Source organism: Acinetobacter lwoffii (assembly GCF_052078135.1).
In the GTDB taxonomy this organism is placed as follows: domain Bacteria; phylum Pseudomonadota; class Gammaproteobacteria; order Pseudomonadales; family Moraxellaceae; genus Acinetobacter; species Acinetobacter lwoffii_Z.
On sequence record NZ_JBQGUZ010000006.1, the window covers coordinates 134,608 to 153,975 of the forward strand.

Below are 19,368 nucleotides of genomic sequence, written 5' to 3' on the forward strand. Positions count from 1 at the left end.
ACCCAGCACAGGCTGGGTTTTTTATGAATACAATAATTTTAGAAAATAAAAGTATGCAGGATGAATCCGCAGATCAGCATCCCCAACATGAAAAAAAGGCAGGACATCATATCAATATTATAGCGGGAGCTAAGATGATGCTCGACCTGTTGTAATGTTTCTTCTTGCACGATTTTCATAGATATTTATTGTCCGATCTATTTATCGTTAATACTAATTTGTTGTGAGTATTTTTATCATAAAAAATTGATTAAATAAAGTACATTTTTAATTAAAGAGCATAAATTTTCATTTTATTTAAATATCAGATTTGCACGACATCAGATTATTTATATGAGAAATCAAATGCTTATTTTTACAAGGTTTTTAAGGTTATTTTAAATATTTAAAATGAATTCATTTGAATTTAAAAATGTGGATAACTTGGTTTTTAATGACTTTAAATAGATTATTAAGCCAGAAAATATGTATAAAAAATAATCAAAAATTAAAATGACAAATAAGGATATAGATGGATTAAAAGAAGATACCCATCAAAATGAATATCTTCTGTATATGTTTGAACTTAGGCCGCTTTTCTATAAATATTGGCCTGAATCCACAAGTTGCCACGAATATACTGACCAATCTGGAAGTTTTTGAACTGGTCATTCCGCGTTGCAATCCGGATCAAGGTCGCAGGCTGGCCTTCATCATGAATCAGGGTGACATCATACAGGGTGTAGTCCTGATCCATAAATTGCATGGTGGTTTTACCGACAATATTGCCCTGAAACCAGGCTTCATCTTCCTGACCCATGGTTTCGCCGTATAGATAAGCCACCATTTTAGAAAAATCTACGGTTACAGGTTCTTTATCTTCTTCGGACTGCGGCTGCCAGGTATCAATCTGTTCCTGCAAATTATCCGGGGCTACCCCATTATTGGCAGCCAGAATATCATTCAAGGCACGGTGGTGCTTGATCGAAGCCGGATCATCAACCACCAGATGCTCATGATCTGCAACCGCTTCAAGTTCATAGGCCCAGCCATTCAGATTCACCACATAGGACTGGTCTTTTTCATAATGTGAGTGATTGACGCTATACAGGCTATCGAAAGCGTAAATAATATTGTTAGCACCCAGATTCAGGCGCAATACAGCCTGAGTATTGGATTTACAGCTAATAATCCGGTCAATCGTGGCTTTCACCTGATAAGGACTGTCAAAGCACGGAAATGCAGTTTTTACCGCTTGAGGTTTGTTGTTTTCGACGGCAATCACCTGACTCAACTGTACCGCAGCTTTACTCGGTCCCTGAATCAGCCAAGTCTCTGCATCCATATCACATTCTTGTGTACAAAGGCCCATCGGCATGATTGGTTCATCAAGAGCTTTGCCTAACCACTGTGGTACATCTGTGCCAGGGTTGTCGGTGAGCAAGGTCCAGTGTTCGACATGACTACCGAAATTTTGATCATCAATGGTGATGATCTCTGGGCTATTCTGATTTTTCATATGCACAATTGATCTTGGATGATGTATTTATAGTTAATCGAGGGTCATTGCGATTTTTCAAGTCAATCGAATGAATTTTAAAATTAAAATGCCAGTCAAATGAAGTCAATTTTTTTTCTCACGTGAATCACGCCAGTTTTACCGAGCACATACTTTTTAAAATACTGATGACAGATACTATGAAAATGGAGCGATTTAATCATCAACCTGATCGTCTCAATTTGCTAGAATAACCATGATTTATACCTTAATGGGAAGCCTTGTGTTGCCATTCAAACTTTGGGTCGATGCCGATGCATTGCCTCGTATGCTGCGAGATGTGATTATTCGTGCTTCGGATCGCTATCAGCTGGAAGTGACTTTTGTTGCCAACCAACCAGTCGGAATCACACCTTCGGTCAGAATTAATTCAATTCAGGTGATGAGCGGAGCAGATGCTGCAGATAAAGAAATTATTCTGCGCATGAAAGAGCATGATATTGTCATGACCCAAGATATTCCCTTGGCTGCGGAAGTGATTGAAAAAGGCGGAATTGCGATTCATCCCCGTGGTGAAATTTATACTACGGCCAATGTCAAAGCGCGCTTACATCTGCGCGATTTTATGGACAGCTTACGCGGAGCGGGCGTGCAAACGGGCGGTCCGCCACCGATTTCAGAACGGGATAAACGCGAATTTTCCAGCGCACTCGATCAGACCATCCAAAAACAAAAACGTAAAACTTCCGCGCTTTAAGCCTTATTCAGAGTGACTCGCATGCCCACACAAACCAATATGATTGCCACCTATCTTTTATTGGTTTTTATCTGGGCGACGACACCGCTAGCTATTGTCTGGAGTGTGACGGATTTGCATCCGCTCTGGGCTTTGGCATTGCGTTTCTTTTTGGCTTTGCCTTTTGCATTTGTCTTGTTGTGGCTATTTAAAACCCGTTTTCCCTTAGATAAATTATCCATGCACAGTTACCTGGCTGGCGCATGCAGTTTTATCGGCTCACAGATTTTCACTTATCTGGCCACGGATTATCTGAGTTCAGGCATTATTGCACTGATGTTCGGACTGGCGCCGATTATTACCGGTTTAATTGGCCGTTTTGTATTTCAGCTTAAGCTCTATCCTTCGCAGTGGGGTGGTATGGCGATTGCCTTGCTGGGTCTGGGCATTATCTGTGTCGGTGGCAAAGATCAGCATATTCAGCCGATTGGCATAGGCCTGATGTTGCTCAGTGTTTTTATTTACTGTGTTTCGATGTTCTGGGTGAAAAAAGTTAATGCACCTCTCGAACCTATGGCACAAGCGGCCGGTTCTATTGCTGTTTCAGCGGTCATGGCCTGTACCATGTTGCCATTTATCTGGCAATTTGCACCAACCCAGATCCCACAGGCAAAATCGCTGATTGGACTCAGTTATGCTGTAATCATGGCTTCCCTGATTGCGATGTTCTGTTATTTTAAACTGGTGCAGAAAATCAAGGCGACCACTTTGTCATTGACCACCGTATTGACGCCGATGCTGGCCTTATTTGTCGGGGTGATTCTGAATGATGAAAAATTATCGGGTGGAGCAGTCTTTGGCGTCGTTATCTTACTGGCTGGTTTGTTGTTATATTTTTCCAGAGAAATTAAAGCGAGCTATAACGCTCGCCTTTCATCGTCCAGCAGCACTGACTAAAGCAGTAATTTAAACAAAGTGAGCCTTGACGCATTCACCCAGTTTGACACGGTCTTGGGGATGCATGGTAATAAAATATGCACCAGTCCGATATTTGCCATTTTCTTCTTCGCGACTGTAGGCCACCTGAGCGGTTGCTGCAATATGGAAGAAATTTTCCGGATGACTCAAAGTCACGTGCAGATAGGTGCCTTCAGCGATAGGGCGCTCATTAAAGAAACTAAAACCGGTTTCTGAAAAGTTCACTTGCTCTGGTACAGGTAACATGCTTTGTACAATTGCGTCATACAAAGAACCGGTAATAAGGTTTAACTTTTGATTAAATAAGGATAAGATTCGAGCAATTTGTTGATCTTTTTCAGATAATTGTTCTAATTCGTAGTTAACCGCATGATCAAATTGATCTAGTTCTGCAAGTAGTAGAAAATAGCGGGGCAAGACGAAGTTAGGATCGTAAGGATCATTCAAGGCAACATCATCGGAAATAATCTGATAATTAATTCGTAAGGCAGCATCGATTCGAGACATGACGCGTCTTTCCGTAAATCCGTTTGGATGCTGTACATTTTCCATAATTTATTACCTCGGACTAGATGGTTATGTTCAAACCAATCTCGCTGTATATAGGGTTGAAATATACTCGCGCACGGCGTAGTAACCACTTCATTTCTTTTATCGCGTTGGTCTCAATGATCGGCCTCACACTCGGTGTGGCAGTCCTCATTACAGTGTTGTCTGTGATGAATGGTTTTGACCGAGAGTTAAAGAATCGTGTCTTAGGAATGATACCTCAAGCGACTGTTTCCTCAACACAAATTTTAACAAATTGGCCAGAACTTGCAAAGCAAATTGAAGGGCATGAGCATGTTCAGGGAGTCGCACCTTTTACTCAATTACAAGGCATGCTGACCGCACAGGGTCAGGTCGCCGGCATTATGGTCAGCGGGATTGAACCCGAGTATGAGAAAAAAGTTTCAATTATACAAAACCATATGGTTGAGGGCAGTATCGACAGCCTGAAAAAAGGTGAATTTGGTATTGTTTTGGGCAAGCAAATGACCGATGCCATGGGTGTGGGTTTAAATGACAATATTACTCTGGTTTTGCCAGAAGCCACCCCATCACCCGCCGGTGTCGTCCCGCGTTTCAAGCGTTTTAAAGTGGTGGGAATCTTCAGTATTGGTGCTGAAGTTGACTCGATGATGGGTTATATCGCTTTAAATGATGCCTCAACCTTGCTGCGTCTGCCGGATGGTGCACAGGGTGTTCGTATGAAGCTAGATGATATTTTCCTGGCGCCACAAGTATCTCAGGAAATCGTGCGTGATTTGCCGGGGAATTTCTATGCTTCGGACTGGACCTATACCCATGGTAATCTGTTTAGTGCCATTCAGATGGAAAAGGCAATGGTGAGCTTGCTACTGTTCCTGATTGTCTTGGTCGCAGCGTTTAATATTGTCTCCTCTTTGGTAATGGTAGTAACTGACAAGAAATCGGATATTGCCATTTTACGGACTTTGGGCGCTTCACCTGCGACCATTACCAAAATCTTTATGGTGCAAGGTACCGTGATTGGGGTGATTGGAACTTGTGCAGGGGCCATCCTCGGAATTATTGCGGCAACCAGTATTAGTAGCTTTATTGGTTGGCTCAACAATACTTTAGGACTGAATATGTTTGATGCCTATTTTATTAACTACTTACCTTCGTATCTGCGCTGGCAAGATGTTTTGGTGATTGTAGGCTTGTCACTGGCCCTTAGTTTTGTCGCGACGATTTACCCCGCCTTACGTGCAGCAAAAATTCAACCGGCAGAGGCTTTGCGTTATGAGTAATCTGATTTTAGATGCCCAGAATATTCACAAGTCCTTTACCGATGGTAAAGCCACTGTCGATGTGATTCGCGGCTTGTCGCTACAGGTGAAAGCAGGTGACTTTGTTTCGATTGTAGGTTCAAGTGGTTCAGGCAAAAGTACCTTATTGCATGTTTTGGGTGGATTGGATCGCCCGACGTCAGGTCAGGTCATGGTGAATGGCCGCCGTTTTGATACCTTGTCTGAAGCAGAACGCGGTTATGTGCGGAATGAGCATTTGGGCTTTGTTTATCAGTTTCATCACCTGTTGCCAGAATTTACGGCACTGGAAAATGTGGCCATGCCACTGATGTTACGCGACAACATGAAATTCAAGGAAGCCAAACAGCAGGCTGAGTATTTGCTGGAGCGTGTTGGTCTTTCCCATCGTCTGACTCACAAGCCGGGTGAATTATCCGGAGGTGAGCGTCAGCGTGTAGCTTTGGCGCGTGCAGTGGTCGGTAAACCTAAACTGATGATGGCCGATGAACCGACCGGAAATCTGGATCGTAAGACTGCAGCAAAGATTTTTGAACTGCTGACCGAATTACAACGTGAGTTCAATATGGCGATGCTGATTGTGACCCATGATGAACAACTGGCCCATGCTGCAGACCGAATTTTACACATGCAGGATGGTCTCTGGATCGAACCATAAATAACGAGAATATTCGCATTTGATTGAAGCTCACTCCGGTGGGCTTTATTATTGGACAAAATAATAACAAGACAGAATAAGATTCAATGTTGCAGTGGCTATGTATTGGCTGGATTTTAGGCCTTGCCTGTATGGGGAAAAGTTTCCTGACTGTTCAACTGAGCGGGACGGCAGTTTTGATCGTTGCGCTGTTGTGGTATCTGTGTTGCCATAAATTAAAGTTCATCTTGAATACACCGCTGAGAAGCCTGTTGATCACTGGGTCAAGCCTACTTTTAGGGCTGTTTTTAGGTCACGCTTATGCCAATCTGCAACTGGCTGAACGTTTATCCAAGCGAGAGCACGAGGTCTCTGAAAAAGAAATCGTGGTGTATATCAAAGAGCTGAATAAACTGGGCGATCAGAATATCCAGCAAGCCTTGCATGTGCTTAATCCTGATGGCAATACAGTTAAGTGGATGGGTTTTCTGCCAGTTTCAGATCCTACCACATCCAGTTTGGTAAATGATGAAACCAAACAGCAGACTCTTGAACTGGGACACTATTATTTATTACAAGGCCAGATTCGGCCTAGCCATAGTTATGCCACACCAGGTGCCTTTGATGCAGAAAAGTGGGCATTACAGCAAAATGTTATGGCCGGGTTTAGGATTAAACATATCCAAGAGTTGCAACCGCAACAACTCTATGCACTAGGTCATGCTAAATATCTACGTCAGCAGAAAAATTTGAATCAGCGATTTTTGCTTTGGGTAGAACAGCAGCGACTGACCTTAAGAGAGTTTGTGGCCACACAACCAGTACAGCAGAAAGGCTTGTTACTGGCTCTATTAAGTGGTGATGAAAGTCTCTTGGATCAAGCGACGGAACAGCAATTCCAGCGTTTTGGCATGAGTCATTTACTGGCGATTTCCGGACCGCATGTGCTGATCTTTGCTTTTATCGTCTGTGGCACCTTGCAATATCTGATTTCAAGGTACGTACCGCAGATTTATCTGAAATGGCCAAGGCAGTATTTTTTGAGTCTGCCTTTTTTGTTATGTGTATTGCTGTATTGTGCCTTTGTCGGTTTTGAAATTCCGGCGTTACGCACTTTACTGATTTGTGTGATTGTGACTTTTACGCTGCTGCTCAGGCAAAGTATGCAGCCATTAAAACTGCTGATTTTAAGTGCTGCCTTATTGTTGCTCTTTGATCCTTTTAGCATTTTGTCGGCCGCATTCTGGCTGTCTTATGGGGCCTGTTTTGTCTTGCTTCGGATCTATCAAACCATTCAGCAGCAACCGCATCAAACAGTACAAACAGCATTACAACGACTGTATTTTGCAATAAAAGTTTTGATGGAGTCGCAGTGGAAAATCTTTCTGGCCCTGTTTCCCTTAATGATGTTGTTTTTTAAGCAGGTGGCTTGGATTACCCCGCTAAGCAACCTGGTGGCTATCCCGTGGATTGGGCTGCTGATAGTTCCAGTAGATATTCTGGCGGCTTTACTGTTTTTTGTTTCTGAGCCATTGTCGAGTCTGCTGTTTCAGCTCAATGATATTTTTATTCATATACTGCTGGCATTTCTAGATCTGCTTGATCGGCTGTTTGCACCGCAACTGATTCCTGTGGCCATGAATGTCTGGATGATTGCTCTATGTATTTTGGGCTTATTAATTGTCTTTTTGCCGCGTGGCTTAGTGCCCAAAAGCTGGACAGCACTTGCCTGTGTACCACTGTGCATTCCTCAACTTAATCAGCATGCATTTCAGCTGTCTGTTCTGGATGTCGGGCAGGGACAGGCCATCTTCATTCGGGAAGGGCAAAAGAGCATGATGATCGACATGGGTGGTTATTATAATGAAGAAAAATTCAGTATTGGTCGACAAGTGATTAGGCCGTTTCTATCTGTGCAAGGTGTTGGGGAACTGGATCAACTGATTTTGACCCATCTGGATCAGGATCATAGCGGTGCTTATTTCAGCATTAAAGATCAATTAAACATCAAGCAAGTGTCATCCAATCAGATGCCTGAAACCGCTACTTCTTCAATCTTTCAGTTTTGTTATGCAGGACAGCAATGGCAATGGTCTGAAGAGATTAACTTTAAAATTCTGGCACCTCGGCAGCAGCAGCTAAATACGCCAAACTTCAATAAAAATGACCGCTCTTGTGTGGTATATCTGCAAATCAAAAATGCCGGACCGTATCAAAACTTTTTACTGATGGGGGATGCGGGTTGGGAAACTGAATATCAGCTGCTCCAAGACTATCCCGAACTTCAGGTCGATGTGCTGATACTCGGGCATCATGGCAGTCAGCACAGTTCAGCCTATCAATTTTTACAGGTTTTGCAGCCTAAACTGGCGATTGCCTCGGCTGGGAAATTTAACCGTTATGGCCACCCGAGCCAACTGACCCAGCAACGGTTGAAAGCACTTAATATTCCCTTATTGACCACAGCAGAACAGGGGAGTGTGCACTTCCAGCAACAAGGCTCAAAACTGGTGCTTTCTGCCGAACGACATGAATGGCAGTGGTTGTATCGTCAGCCCTTAAGTGACTGATTCCAATATGGGCGAAACTTTATGTAGTTCTTGAGTTCTTAATGCATTTACTTTGCCCAAAGCTTGTTCATGCTCAAGTTTGTAGAGATTTCCCAAGTCTTGATGCGCATTAAAGCGTTTATAACTCCAATGATAATGTTCCGGATGGCGACGAATTAAATTTTCAATACTATTGATAATGACTTGTGTGCCTTGATTGGCATTGCCATTATAAATTTTTTCATCAACTGCTTCGATAAAAATATCGAATCCATCTTCAGTATTACGTAGAGCATATAAAAACAGGGCACGCGCTTTGGTCTTTTGAATCAGCTTGGCACTTAAATTACTGGTGGCCAAAGGCACGCCGAAATAGGGAATATATTCACCACCGATATTCGGGGTATGATCCGGAAGGATGACCGTAGTGCCACCTTGTTTTAAGGCCTTAAAAATCTGACGGACGCCAGATTCATCGGTCGGCACCAGATGCGCCTGTTCACGACTACGGGCGGCCCGTACAAATTGATCTGCAGCCTGATTTTTCACAGGTTTGTACATAATGGTCATTGAGGTGAACTGGGCAATATAGGCATTCATAATTTCCCAGGTACCAAAATGCGGCACGATTAACACGAGGCCTTTATTTTGTGCAATGGCATCATGAAGTAGATCTTCGCCAATAACGCGATGAACGCGTTTAAGATTTTTCTGATTGCTTGAGCCCCAAATAGTAAAGAACTCGAAATATGACATTAATTCATTGCGAACCGCAGCACGGTTAATCTGTTCACGTTCCTGATTAGACAGTTCTGAAAGACTGATTTCAAGGTTGAGACGAATGACTTCCGAAGTTTTAGTGACTTTAAAACTGTTCACAATAAAGGCCAGAATACGGGCCATCCAGCGAGAAACCGGAAGCGGTTGGCGGCTAATGTATTTGAGTAATCCGTAAGCTGAATTCCGTGAGCCCTGTTTCGTCATTGATTTCGTCTAAGTACAAAAAAAGAGAACAAAATTTATTATAGGCGAAAACGTTTTGTTTAGACAGAATTACCCGATTCAGTGTATATAATGGATTCAATATAAATCAATTTATTGGATTATTTATGTCCGATTGGCCACCAAAACCTGAAAATCAAATACAAAATACGCAACAGCCAGTTCAACCGACTGGTCCGGAATGGAAATTGCTTGAAAAAGCAGTTTTAGCTTCGGTAGAAGAACAGCGCCGTGCACGCCGTTGGGGAATTTTCTTTAAATTTCTGACTTTTGCTTATCTGCTTGTTGTCATTTTGGCATTAGGCAAAAGCTGTAGTTCAGTTTCTTCAGATGCTAGCGCTGCTGCGGGTTCGCATATCGCAGTCGTGGATATTGTGGGTACGATTGCAGCCGACAAGCAGAGCGTCAACAGTAGCAATACCATCAAATCATTGAAAAAAGCCTTTGAAAATAAACAAAGTAAAGCAGTGGTGCTGAATATCAACTCACCTGGCGGTTCACCGGTACAGTCCGATGAAATCTGGCAGGAAATTCAGTATCTGAAAAAACAGCATTCTGGGAAAAAATTGTATGCCGTGATCGGTGATACCGGTGCTTCAGGTGCTTATTATATTGCTTCAGCTGCGGACGAAATTATTGTTAATCCATCGAGTCTGGTCGGTTCAATTGGGGTGATCATGCCGAATTATGGCGTGACTAATCTGTTGCAAAAATTAGGTGTCGAAGATCGCACCATGACCTCAGGCGAAAATAAAGCTTTGCTGTCGATGACTCAGCCTGTTGATCCTGCGCAAAAAGCTCATGTACAGGGTGTGCTAGATAATGTGCATGGTCACTTTATTAATGCAGTGAAACAGGGACGTGGCAATAAATTGAAATCCAATGATCCTGCCATTTTCTCTGGCTTGTTCTGGACCGGTGATCAGGCTGTAAAACTAGGTATTGCGGATCGTATCGGTAGTTTAAATACTTTAAAACGTGAACTGAAAACTGAAAAAGCGTTGAATTACACCATTGAATATAGTCCATTTGAATCAGTCTTGGGTCGTATGGGTTCATCGATTGGGGATGGAATTGCTTCTTCGGTTGCACAGAAGCTTCAGTCAGAAAATAGTACAACACTGCAATGAAACCATTGATTCATTTCGCGCACGCCAATGGCGTGCCATCCAAAGTCTATCAAAAGCTGTTTGATGGATTGCAAGATGATTACGATATTATCTATGTGCCGCTTTTGGGGCCGGATAAACGTTATCCGGTTGATAACCACTGGAAAAGCCTGACCCAGCAAGTGATTGACAGTATTGTGCGCCAGTCACATGGGCGACCTGTCATTGGTCTGGGGCATTCTTTGGGGTCCGTGTTAACTCTGCAAGCGGCTTTGCAGCGTCCGGAACTATTTTCACAAATGATCATGCTGGACCCGCCGATGATTATGGGCAAAGAAGCCTTTGCCTTGCATATTGCCAAGACTTTGCGCTTAAAAGCTTTGGATAAAATGTCTCCAGCCGGTCTGTCCAAACGCCGTCGTGACCATTGGGATTCACGTGAACAAGCCGCTGAATTGCTGCGCCCTAAAGGTTTTTATCAGGATTTTGATGCAGATTGCTTCCAAGCTTATATTGATTATGCCTTGCAAGAGGATCCCATCCGAGGCGGGGTAGAACTCACTATTCCTAAAATGGATGAGGTGGCAGTCTTTAGAACCAATCCATCGCTATGGTGGTTGCCTCAGGCAAAACCAAAAATTCCTGTGCATTTGGTCGTTGCCGAGAAAGGTCCATTTCTGGCCCGCAAGTTCCCGCAGCAAGTGCAAAAGAAGTTTGGTATTCCTTTTACCGTAGTCGATGGCGGGCATATGTTCCCATTGGAACAACCTGATCAAGTCGCGAGCTTGGTAAAGCAATTGATTCAGCAACAGTCTGCCTGAGTCATCGAATGTATTGGAAATAAAAAAACGCATCCGAGGATGCGTTTTTTATTTCTAAACTTTTTTAAAACTTGCAGAATTGAACAGGCGCTTGCATTTTCTCATTTCGATACAGCACACCATCTTCAGTATGTTGAATCGTTCCGCTACAAATCCATTCTACAACTTGTGGATAGATCACATGTTCGAGGGTATGCACACGTGTTGCCAAGCTTTCTACCGTATCGTGGTGAGAAACCTTGAGAACACCTTGAGCAAGCGCTTGCCCTGCATCCAGCTCAGCCGTAACATAATGCACTGTACAGCCATGCAGAACATCACCGGTATTGAGTACACGCTGATGCGTATGCATGCCTTTATAATGAGGCAATAGGGAAGGATGAATGTTCAACATTTTCCCTTCCCAGGCTTTCACAAATTTTTCACTTAAAATTCGCATAAAGCCGGCAAGCACCACCAGATCTACATCCCAGTCCAAAAGCTGTTGATGCATCACATCATCAAAAGCTTCACGACTTGGATATTGCTTGTGTCCAATAACTACAGTCTGAATGCCTGCGTGTTGTGCACGCGTTAAAGCAAAGGCTTCAGGTTTGTTGGAAATCACGCCCACAATTTGCCCTGAAAGATTGGCATCAATCAAGGCTTGCAGATTTGATCCGCTACCTGAAACAAGTACAGCAATTTTAATCATACGAAATTATGCGAAGATCACACGAATTTTTTCGTCTGCACCTGCAACCGATTCAGCATGGTCTTGAATCTGACCCATCGCCCATGCTTTTTCGCCAAGCTGGTTGAGTAATTCAACAGTTTTGTCTGCATCAGCTGCATCAACGACCAGCACCATACCAACGCCACAGTTGAAAGTACGATACATTTCAAACTGTTCTACGCCGCCTTCGCGTTGTAGAAGTTTGAATAGCTCAGGCCATTCCCAAGAAGATTCATTCACAAGCGCTTGAGCACCGTTTGGAAGTACGCGAGGCAAGTTACCTGGTAAACCACCACCGGTGATGTGTGCCATCGCATGGACATCAACGTGTTTTAACAGTTCAAGAATTGGTTTTACATAAATGCGTGTTGGTTCCATTGCAACATCTGCAAGTGGGCGGCCATCGACGATTTGATTCAGGTCAACGTTTTTCACGTCCAGGATTTTACGAAGCAGTGAGTAGCCGTTTGAGTGCGCACCTGAAGAAGCTACACCAATTAAAACGTCACCCGCTTTGACTTTAGAGCCATCAATAATTTTGCTTTGCTCAACAACACCGACACAGAAACCTGCAAGATCGTAATCTTCGCCTTCATACATGCCTGGCATTTCAGCAGTTTCACCGCCAACTAATGCACAGCCAGCAAGTTCACAACCAGCGCCAATACCAGTGACTACATTTGCAGCAACATCAACATTTAAGTGACCAGTTGCATAATAATCAAGGAAGAACAGTGGCTCAGCACCACAGACAAGAAGGTCATTCACGCACATTGCAACCAGGTCTTGACCAATTGTGTCATGACGGTTCAAATTCAGTGCCAGACGTAATTTTGTACCAACACCATCTGTGCCAGATACGAGAACAGGTTCTTCATAACCTTTAGGAATTTTACAAAGTGCACCAAAGCCACCTAGACCGCCCATAACTTCGGGACGTGAGGTACGCTTAGCGACAGATTTGATACGATCGACTAACGCGTCGCCCGCCTCAATGTCGACACCTGCATCTTTGTAGCTTAAACCAGTGTTTGGGGTAGAAGTTGAGTTGCTCATAATGAAGTCTCCGCATTCGCGGGTGCGATTATAACCTGAATATGTAAAACTCTTATGGTATTTGTGGCCTAAAATGCTATCTTTATTAAAATATTTTAATTTTTAGAATGATTAATAGAGAAAAGGCAAGATTCTATGGTCGATCGTACTTTACGGCGCATTCTTATACTTGCTGGTATAGCATTGATACTTTGGGTTTTATATCTGCTTAAACCAGTTGTAGTTCCTTTTGTTGCAGCTTTTCTAATTGCTTATTTATTTAGCCCCTTGGTTAATGTTTTGCACCGCATTGGGCTGGCTCGATGGCTCTCGATCAGTATCGTATTTATCGGGATTGGGATCGTGGTTACATTGGTGATGTGGTATCTGGTGCCACTAGTCTGGCAGCAGCTGATGTATGCGCGTGATAGCATTCCGGCCGGGATTCACTGGATCAATTACACGTTCCTACCTTGGCTTTCCGATAGCTTTAATCTGGTCCCGATGGAGATTGATACCGATCAGATTTCCTCCGTGGTGATGGACTATGTCCAGACCAATTATAGTGCTGACAGTATTCAGGCAATGCTGCTGAAACTGGCACAATCTGGTCTGAATTTTATCCAGATTGGTGGCACGATTGTCCTGATTCCGATTATTGCCTTTTATTTCTTGCTGGATTGGGATCGTATGCTGGACAGCTTACGCCGCCTGATTCCCCGTCCTTATGAAAAAACAACCTTAACTATTGTGAGTGAATGTCATAGTGTTTTAGGTGCCTTTGTCAAAGGTCAGTTCCTGGTCATGGTTCTGCTAGGCGTAGTCTATGCAGTGGGACTGCAACTGATTGGCCTAGAGATTGGCTTGATCATCGGGATGATTGCCGGATTGTGCAGTATCATTCCGTATCTTGGTTTTGCGGTTGGAATTATTGCCGCAGTCATTGCAACCTTTTTCCAATTTGGAATCGACTGGTGGCAACTGGTATTGGTCGGGATTGTCTTTATGGTGGGGCAGGCAGTCGAAGGTTATATTCTGCAACCGTTCTTGCTAGGTGATAAAATCGGTCTTTCTCCTGTAGCGGTAGTGTTTGCAGTTCTGGCGGGTGCACAACTGGCCGGATTTCTAGGCATGCTGATTGCCTTGCCGGTGGCTGCCGTGATTGTAGTACTACTGCGGCATATCCGTGAGTATTATGAACATACGCCATTTTATGGCGATCGGGCAGTTGTCATGCAAGATGCATCTACCGGTTCAATCAATATTGAAACAGCAGACTTGGATGTTGATATTGAAATGAAAAAGCCACAGAAAAAACCGCTGCAAGCAGAGGAGAACTCAAGTAAAATTCACGATCCACATCGTAAAGACTCATAAGGCCAAAAAATCGTATGCGTCAATTGCAGTTAGATATAGAACCTCAGCTCGATGCCCGAATCAGTGATTTTTCAGGGCCGGGTTGGGGGCATGTCATTGATGCTGTCCGTCAATTACATGCAGGCCTGATCAACCAATTTTATGTCTATGGGGGAGCCGGTACAGGTAAAAGTCATTTGTTGTCTGCCATCTGTGACTCTTATCTGGAAGTAGGTAAATCTGCAATTCAGGTATCTTTGCTTGAGCTTTTAGATGCACCGACTGAGGCGATTACTTCTCTAGATCGTTTTGATCTGGTAGCACTTGATGATATCGAAGCGATTAGTGGCGTACCCCATTGGCAACGCGCAGTATTTCACTTGATTAATTATAATAATGAAGGTGGTGGGCAGTTGGTGTTTTCGTCACGTTTTGCACCTATCGAACTCAAACTCGAATTGCCAGATTTACAATCCCGTCTCACGCAGGCGGTCAGTACCCGTGTTCCGAGTGGCAGTTTGTATGCTGATCGCTATGCGCTGGTTTCCTCGGTACTCGATCGTCGTGGGATCCATTTAGACCCTCAAATCTTTGACTATTTACTAAGCCATGGGCCACATCAAACTTCAGTGCTGCTTCAAAGATTAGAGCAGATTATTCAATTGCTTAAAGGGGAAAAATTGAAAGTCAGCAATGCTAATCTGCGGCAGATATATGCCTTGATTGACGAATATCGGTAAAATATAAAAATTCTTGAGTAATTACTCAGTCTATGACACAGTAAGGCAAAATAATTCGCTGTTGCAAGGATTCTGCAACTTTAGAAGAAAAAGAAAGAAATAAAAATTAAGGAGAAGGTTATGCTCAAGAAGAGCATAGGCATAGCTTTGCTATGTATAGCGGGGCAGTCGTATAGTGCAGATATTATTGTAACCACTACAGAAGATATTGAGAAAGATGACAAGGAATGTTCACTTCGAGAAGCTGTTGAGTATGTTAACCGTGGCTTAGCTAAATCAGGTTTTATGGGGTGTGGTGGGGAGAACTCATCCAGTACCATTATTTTAAAAGAAAAAAATACCTATGTGTTGAACCAGCATATCGCGATTAAAAAATCTCTTACCATCCGTGCGGTCGCAGAAAGTGATGGCGAATTCAGTACGGATGAAAAAGCATTAGGCTTGCATAATGCTCATATTCAAATGAAAGGTACTGATAACCTTTTCCGGATCAACAGTACAGATACATTGGTTCAGTTAAATTTGAAAGAACTGGATCTTGAAGGCTGTGGTAAAACCAGTTGTGCTGAACAAGGTGGCCTAATTTATAATAAAGGTCAGCTAATTCTAGAATATAACCGTCTATTTAATGCTGCTGCCAACTTGGGTGGGGCAATTTATAATGCTGGCAAGTTTGGACAGAACTTAACAAGCCGTGCACAAATTAAAAATAGTCTGATCGAAAATAATAAAGCCCAACGAGGCGGGATCCTGTATAGCGAGCTACCTGCTTTCCTCATTTATCAAAGTGTACTTAAAAATAACCAGACACTGGATAATTCAGCGACCAATATTTATAGCGCGGGACAGTTTGCTGACTCCAGTAAAGATCAAGGTATTAGTGGGGAAATATTAAGTAGTACGATACTAAAAAATAAGGGTGTACTCATTAATGTCCTGGACGGGGTGGGATTGAATAATCTCACCATGGTTGATAATGAAAATACTGCTTTACGTATCTATGCGCCGTATGGCAGAGCTTATGTAGCGAATAGTATTATTTTAAGAAATGGTACACAGGATTGCCAAATTATCACTGGTGACAAGTCTGTGTCGCAAAATAATCTGCTGACAGCCTCGTGTGGTGTAGGGGATTCCGTCGCACCGAACCAGTTCTGGAGTGGTACACGACTTTTTGCTGAATCCTCAGATAAAAGTGAAGGTGCTTGTCAGACCCTAGAAGAAAATAATAATGCCATACTTTGTCCATACAGCGTTCCTAAAGGACAATTTCTCGGTTATATGCGCCCACGAATTTTGTTGAACTATATCCTTGTGAGTGAATCACCGATTGTGAATAGAGGCACAGGATTGAGTTTAGCAAATCCAACGGTAGCATGTGAAGCGGCAGATCAGCGCGGGATCAACCGTTTGATGGATAATCTGTTTTGTGATCGTGGTGCTGTTGAAATCACGATACCAATCTCAGGCAGTCTGGTGGGACAAGATCTGTTAAAGGGTGAAATTGCCAAGTTTTCAATTGAATCTTATCTGGGAGATAGTGATTTAATTCCAAAAGAACAGTGTAATGCCATTGTTGGTCAGAATCCGACGGGGGAGCCTTGGCAAGATGGCTGTTTGAAAGTGGTACAAACCAAAACAGCTTCCAAGGGTAAAACAATCATCGATATTCATGGCAATGTCGTTTATACCCCGGATTCTACCTGGCATGGAGCAGATATTTTCGAACTACAAGTGGTGACCTCATCGACACGGTTTAATAAAAGTAAACCTTATTTGACTATTACTACTCAAATTGTTCAGGAGCCAAAAAATGAAATGGAAGACAAAGCAGTCAAAACTTCAGGCGGCTCATGGGGTGGTGGTGGGCTACTGATTTTACTCGGATTAATAGGTTTACGCCGTGGATTAAAAGATTAAGGAAAAATCATGAAAAATTATAAAAAAGGACTGCTTGCGGCCATGATTTTATCTGCCATGAGTTTGATGGCAGCCGAAGATAAAACGATATATGTAACTACTTTTGCTGATGAAGATGGCGAGAATAATAATGCCTGTTCTTTGCGAGAAGCCATTAAAACTGCAAAACTGGATAAATCTTATGGCGGATGTAATGTAGGACGTACGCTTCGATTGGATGGTTCAGCTGCAGATGTGATTCAGCTTGAAGCAGGCGAGTACAAATTAGATAAAGAGCTGATCGTAGAGTCAGCGCTCAAAATTTATGGGAAAACTCCGCTTAACTATGCTAGTCGTAGTCCGATTACGCTGTTATATCCAACCCGGGAGGCTTTAAAAAGTACTATTTCAGGCCAGGGGAAAACCAGATTATTTAATAGTATGGCCAGCCAATCCAGTCTGGAAATTCATCATCTGATCTTAAAGGATGGCTATGCAGCAATAAATACCTTGGATAAAGGTAATGGCGGTACTTTTTATGTAGCAGGGCCTTTAAGTATTAATACCAGTGAAATAGTAAATTCCCGAGCTGCTGCAGAAGGTGGGGCGATTTATAGTGTAGCAATGAATACGGAAAGGAATATTGTTATTCAGGATTCTTTAATTCAAAAAAATCAGGCGAGTTCATATGGTAGTGTTTTGGCAATGGACTGTCAGGGAAATTTAGGTACAACTCAAACCAATGTGAAAATTAATTCCAGTAGTATTGTTAAAAACGGTTCAGACACTACTAACAGTATTATTGATTTTTGTGGCTATGCCACAGTAGAAATTGTTAACTCTACTATTGCGAAGAATACTGCAAGTACCACAGGACATATTGTGCGTATGACGAATGAAGTTAATCGTCCACTCAGTAAATTCTCCAGTTTAACTGCATTAAGTAATACTATTGTTGAAAATACAGCTCAATCTACTTTATTTTATGACAATACCGGTTTTAGGTATTTTAATTTCAATGTTTTAGCCTTTAACCAAGGCCTGTCTTGTGAGTATGCCTTAAATCAGGGAAATCCGACCAGGGCACAACGTGTTGAATTTTCTACAATTCGAAATGCAATTCAAACGACTGGGCCATCACGTTGCGTATTGCCAGAATTAGACGAAGATACTACTTCAAATAATCTTGATGTCTCTAACAATATAATCAGCAGTTTATTAACAAATTATATTGAGCCTGCTATTGATAATCGCTATCTAGGGCTGTATTACCCGCGTGATAATCAGACCGCAACGGATTTGGTAGATATCGGGGTGAGTGGCTGTATTGAACAAGACCAGCGTGGTATTGATCGTGTGATTGGATCCACATTAACATTTGATCCAAGTGCAAAAAATACTTGCGAGATCGGCTCAGTTGAAATCCGACGTTTGACTGCAGCCGATATTACAGACTTACAAAATAAGAGTTTAGTAGAACTCAATGACTTTTATCAGGAGAATATAGATGATCTCGAAGAAATCATTGCTGATAAAAATACTCCAGAAAATGAGCTTCCTGGTTTAAAGGAAGAATTGAAAAGTTATCAGGATTTGCTCAAATATACCAAGCAATATCAGAAATATCGTGCAATCTATATTAATCCTTTTATCTTGGCTATGCCTCAAGAAACTCTAACCAATGATAAGATTCAAATTAAAGCCTTAAATTCACAAAATTATGAGGTCAGTGTAAAAACTTTAGGTGTTGGTAAGTTAGTTGGTACAGGCAATTCGACCACTGTGGAAGGAAATCCAAATGATCCAAATCTTAAATGTGAGTGGAAACCTGATTTAAACCGGATCATGATGTATCGTACTGATGGTAAGCAGACCAGTTCGGTTGATATGGAGTTCTGTAGTTATACCCTTAAAGACCGGGCTACAGGTGCGAGCAGTGCTGGCCTCTTAAGAGCAGCTTTTAACAACATTGCACCGATTGCAAAAGATGATGAATATCGGCTTAGTCCAGAGAATAATCTTACAGTGACGGTAAATCCGCTTGAAAATGATAGTGATGATGGGGATGGGCCTCTACCATCAGGAAAGTCGGCTTTTTATCAAGATAAAGATGGAAAAGAGATCCCGATTCATATTGTTAAGCTGCCTGCGGGAGTTTCACTGAAGGCAGAGCGACAAGGAGCATGTCCTGATACCTATCAAAATCAGACCTGTTATGGTGGACAGCTGACATTTACTGTAAAAAATAATTTAAGCCAGGCAAATTACAGCATGGATTATGCGATTTTTGATGCTGATGAAAAAATGTCAGAAAAAGCGACAATCTTGTTACGTAATACAGTTAAAAATACGAATACGTCCTCAAGTGGTGGTGGGGCAATTGGAATGTGGGGGCTACTAGGATTATTAGGGTTTGCAGGTTATCGACGCTTAAGAAAATAAAATATGATTGAAACATCAAAAAAGCCTCCATATGGAGGCT

Annotated in this window: 17 protein-coding genes; 12 read left to right on the plus strand and 5 right to left on the minus strand. The window is 42.5% G+C overall.

All coding sequences use genetic code 11. The features are described 5' to 3' along the window. The first annotated feature begins 23 nt into the window (after positions 1-23). Positions 24-155, plus strand: a complete 132-nt coding sequence (locus tag ACTL4S_RS06105; protein WP_005103875.1) for a hypothetical protein — start codon at positions 24-26, stop codon at positions 153-155. A 410-nt stretch (positions 156-565) separates the two neighbouring features. Here ACTL4S_RS06105 and ACTL4S_RS06110 read toward each other — a convergent pair whose 3' ends face one another. After that, positions 566-1,498 carry a hypothetical protein gene (locus tag ACTL4S_RS06110; RefSeq protein WP_044108837.1) on the minus strand — a complete coding sequence of 311 codons (933 nt, stop codon included), beginning with the start codon at positions 1,496-1,498 and terminating at the stop codon, positions 566-568. Between the two features lie 250 nt (positions 1,499-1,748). On the opposite strand from ACTL4S_RS06110, the gene ACTL4S_RS06115 reads away from it, so the two are divergent. Further along, positions 1,749-2,234, plus strand: a complete 486-nt coding sequence (locus tag ACTL4S_RS06115) for a YaiI/YqxD family protein (protein WP_247143483.1) — start codon at positions 1,749-1,751, stop codon at positions 2,232-2,234. A gap of 21 nt (positions 2,235-2,255) precedes the next feature. Next, positions 2,256-3,170, plus strand: a complete 915-nt coding sequence (locus tag ACTL4S_RS06120) for a DMT family transporter (RefSeq protein ID WP_441298942.1) — start codon at positions 2,256-2,258, stop codon at positions 3,168-3,170. A 9-nt stretch (positions 3,171-3,179) separates the two neighbouring features. On the opposite strand, the gene ACTL4S_RS06125 is transcribed toward ACTL4S_RS06120, so the two are convergent. Next, entirely contained in the window at positions 3,180-3,743 is a 564-nt protein-coding gene (locus ACTL4S_RS06125) for a PilZ domain-containing protein (RefSeq protein WP_004279140.1), read from the minus strand. Positions 3,744-3,769: 26 nt separating this feature from the next. Here ACTL4S_RS06125 and ACTL4S_RS06130 point away from each other — a divergent pair, with 26 nt between their 5' ends. From ACTL4S_RS06130 to ACTL4S_RS06140, 3 genes are all read left to right on the plus strand, one after another. Next, a complete protein-coding gene (locus tag ACTL4S_RS06130) occupies positions 3,770-5,005 on the plus strand; it encodes a lipoprotein-releasing ABC transporter permease subunit (RefSeq protein ID WP_004645695.1) in 1,236 nt (411 codons plus the stop codon). Continuing rightward, the gene (lolD, locus tag ACTL4S_RS06135) at positions 4,998-5,681 is read left to right on the plus strand and encodes a lipoprotein-releasing ABC transporter ATP-binding protein LolD (RefSeq protein ID WP_441298943.1); all 684 of its coding nucleotides are present in this window, start codon (positions 4,998-5,000) and stop codon (positions 5,679-5,681) included. Before ACTL4S_RS06130 ends, lolD begins: the two co-directional genes overlap by 8 nt. 86 nt (positions 5,682-5,767) lie before the next feature. Next, the gene (locus tag ACTL4S_RS06140; protein ID WP_441298944.1) at positions 5,768-8,230 is read left to right on the plus strand and encodes a DNA internalization-related competence protein ComEC/Rec2; all 2,463 of its coding nucleotides are present in this window, start codon (positions 5,768-5,770) and stop codon (positions 8,228-8,230) included. On the opposite strand, the gene ACTL4S_RS06145 is transcribed toward ACTL4S_RS06140, so the two are convergent. Then, the gene (locus ACTL4S_RS06145) at positions 8,219-9,193 is read right to left on the minus strand and encodes a lysophospholipid acyltransferase family protein (RefSeq protein WP_004279136.1); all 975 of its coding nucleotides are present in this window, start codon (positions 9,191-9,193) and stop codon (positions 8,219-8,221) included. The genes ACTL4S_RS06140 and ACTL4S_RS06145 overlap by 12 nt on opposite strands. Positions 9,194-9,318: 125 nt before the next feature. On the opposite strand from ACTL4S_RS06145, the gene sppA reads away from it, so the two are divergent. Both sppA and ACTL4S_RS06155 read left to right on the plus strand, forming a co-directional pair. Then, on the plus strand, positions 9,319-10,341 hold the full coding sequence (gene sppA, locus ACTL4S_RS06150; protein WP_004731760.1) for a signal peptide peptidase SppA: 1,023 nt from the start codon (positions 9,319-9,321) through the stop codon (positions 10,339-10,341). Continuing rightward, the gene (locus tag ACTL4S_RS06155; protein WP_336018509.1) at positions 10,338-11,141 is read left to right on the plus strand and encodes an alpha/beta fold hydrolase; all 804 of its coding nucleotides are present in this window, start codon (positions 10,338-10,340) and stop codon (positions 11,139-11,141) included. Before sppA ends, ACTL4S_RS06155 begins: the two co-directional genes overlap by 4 nt. Before the next feature lie 64 nt (positions 11,142-11,205). On the opposite strand, the gene purN is transcribed toward ACTL4S_RS06155, so the two are convergent. Then, complete coding sequence (gene purN, locus ACTL4S_RS06160; RefSeq protein ID WP_441298945.1) at positions 11,206-11,835, minus strand: phosphoribosylglycinamide formyltransferase; 630 nt, start codon at positions 11,833-11,835, stop codon at positions 11,206-11,208. 6 nt (positions 11,836-11,841) lie between these two features. Beyond that, complete coding sequence (gene purM, locus ACTL4S_RS06165) at positions 11,842-12,912, minus strand: phosphoribosylformylglycinamidine cyclo-ligase (RefSeq protein ID WP_441298946.1); 1,071 nt, start codon at positions 12,910-12,912, stop codon at positions 11,842-11,844. 135 nt (positions 12,913-13,047) lie between these two features. Between purM and cxpE the strand changes: the two genes are divergently transcribed. From cxpE to ACTL4S_RS06185, 4 genes are all read left to right on the plus strand, one after another. After that, entirely contained in the window at positions 13,048-14,268 is a 1,221-nt protein-coding gene (gene cxpE, locus ACTL4S_RS06170; protein WP_374956211.1) for a chloramphenicol efflux transporter CxpE, read from the plus strand. A 14-nt stretch (positions 14,269-14,282) separates the two neighbouring features. After that, a complete protein-coding gene (hda, locus tag ACTL4S_RS06175) occupies positions 14,283-14,987 on the plus strand; it encodes a DnaA regulatory inactivator Hda (protein ID WP_004645685.1) in 705 nt (234 codons plus the stop codon). A gap of 120 nt (positions 14,988-15,107) precedes the next feature. Beyond that, positions 15,108-16,907: a rhombotarget A gene (rbtA, locus tag ACTL4S_RS06180; RefSeq protein ID WP_441298947.1), complete on the plus strand. Its 1,800-nt coding sequence runs from the start codon at positions 15,108-15,110 to the stop codon at positions 16,905-16,907. 9 nt (positions 16,908-16,916) lie between these two features. Beyond that, positions 16,917-19,328 (plus strand): CSLREA domain-containing protein, encoded by a 2,412-nt coding sequence (locus ACTL4S_RS06185; RefSeq protein WP_441298948.1) that lies wholly within the window; start codon positions 16,917-16,919, stop codon positions 19,326-19,328. Positions 19,329-19,368: the final 40 nt, after the last annotated feature.

Excerpts from the sequence above, each read along its gene's own strand:
- ACTL4S_RS06105 (WP_005103875.1), top strand. The coding sequence starts at position 24 with ATGAATACAATAATTTTAGAAAATAAAAGTATGCAGGATGAATCCGCA.
- ACTL4S_RS06110 (WP_044108837.1), bottom strand. The coding sequence starts at position 1,498 with ATGAAAAATCAGAATAGCCCAGAGATCATCACCATTGATGATCAAAAT.
- ACTL4S_RS06115 (WP_247143483.1), top strand. The coding sequence starts at position 1,749 with ATGGGAAGCCTTGTGTTGCCATTCAAACTTTGGGTCGATGCCGATGCA.
- ACTL4S_RS06120 (WP_441298942.1), top strand. The coding sequence starts at position 2,256 with ATGCCCACACAAACCAATATGATTGCCACCTATCTTTTATTGGTTTTT.
- ACTL4S_RS06125 (WP_004279140.1), bottom strand. The coding sequence starts at position 3,743 with ATGGAAAATGTACAGCATCCAAACGGATTTACGGAAAGACGCGTCATG.
- ACTL4S_RS06130 (WP_004645695.1), top strand. The coding sequence starts at position 3,770 with ATGTTCAAACCAATCTCGCTGTATATAGGGTTGAAATATACTCGCGCA.
- lolD (WP_441298943.1), top strand. The coding sequence starts at position 4,998 with ATGAGTAATCTGATTTTAGATGCCCAGAATATTCACAAGTCCTTTACC.
- ACTL4S_RS06140 (WP_441298944.1), top strand. The coding sequence starts at position 5,768 with ATGTTGCAGTGGCTATGTATTGGCTGGATTTTAGGCCTTGCCTGTATG.
- ACTL4S_RS06145 (WP_004279136.1), bottom strand. The coding sequence starts at position 9,193 with ATGACGAAACAGGGCTCACGGAATTCAGCTTACGGATTACTCAAATAC.
- sppA (WP_004731760.1), top strand. The coding sequence starts at position 9,319 with ATGTCCGATTGGCCACCAAAACCTGAAAATCAAATACAAAATACGCAA.
- ACTL4S_RS06155 (WP_336018509.1), top strand. The coding sequence starts at position 10,338 with ATGAAACCATTGATTCATTTCGCGCACGCCAATGGCGTGCCATCCAAA.
- purN (WP_441298945.1), bottom strand. The coding sequence starts at position 11,835 with ATGATTAAAATTGCTGTACTTGTTTCAGGTAGCGGATCAAATCTGCAA.
- purM (WP_441298946.1), bottom strand. The coding sequence starts at position 12,912 with ATGAGCAACTCAACTTCTACCCCAAACACTGGTTTAAGCTACAAAGAT.
- cxpE (WP_374956211.1), top strand. The coding sequence starts at position 13,048 with ATGGTCGATCGTACTTTACGGCGCATTCTTATACTTGCTGGTATAGCA.
- hda (WP_004645685.1), top strand. The coding sequence starts at position 14,283 with ATGCGTCAATTGCAGTTAGATATAGAACCTCAGCTCGATGCCCGAATC.
- rbtA (WP_441298947.1), top strand. The coding sequence starts at position 15,108 with ATGCTCAAGAAGAGCATAGGCATAGCTTTGCTATGTATAGCGGGGCAG.
- ACTL4S_RS06185 (WP_441298948.1), top strand. The coding sequence starts at position 16,917 with ATGAAAAATTATAAAAAAGGACTGCTTGCGGCCATGATTTTATCTGCC.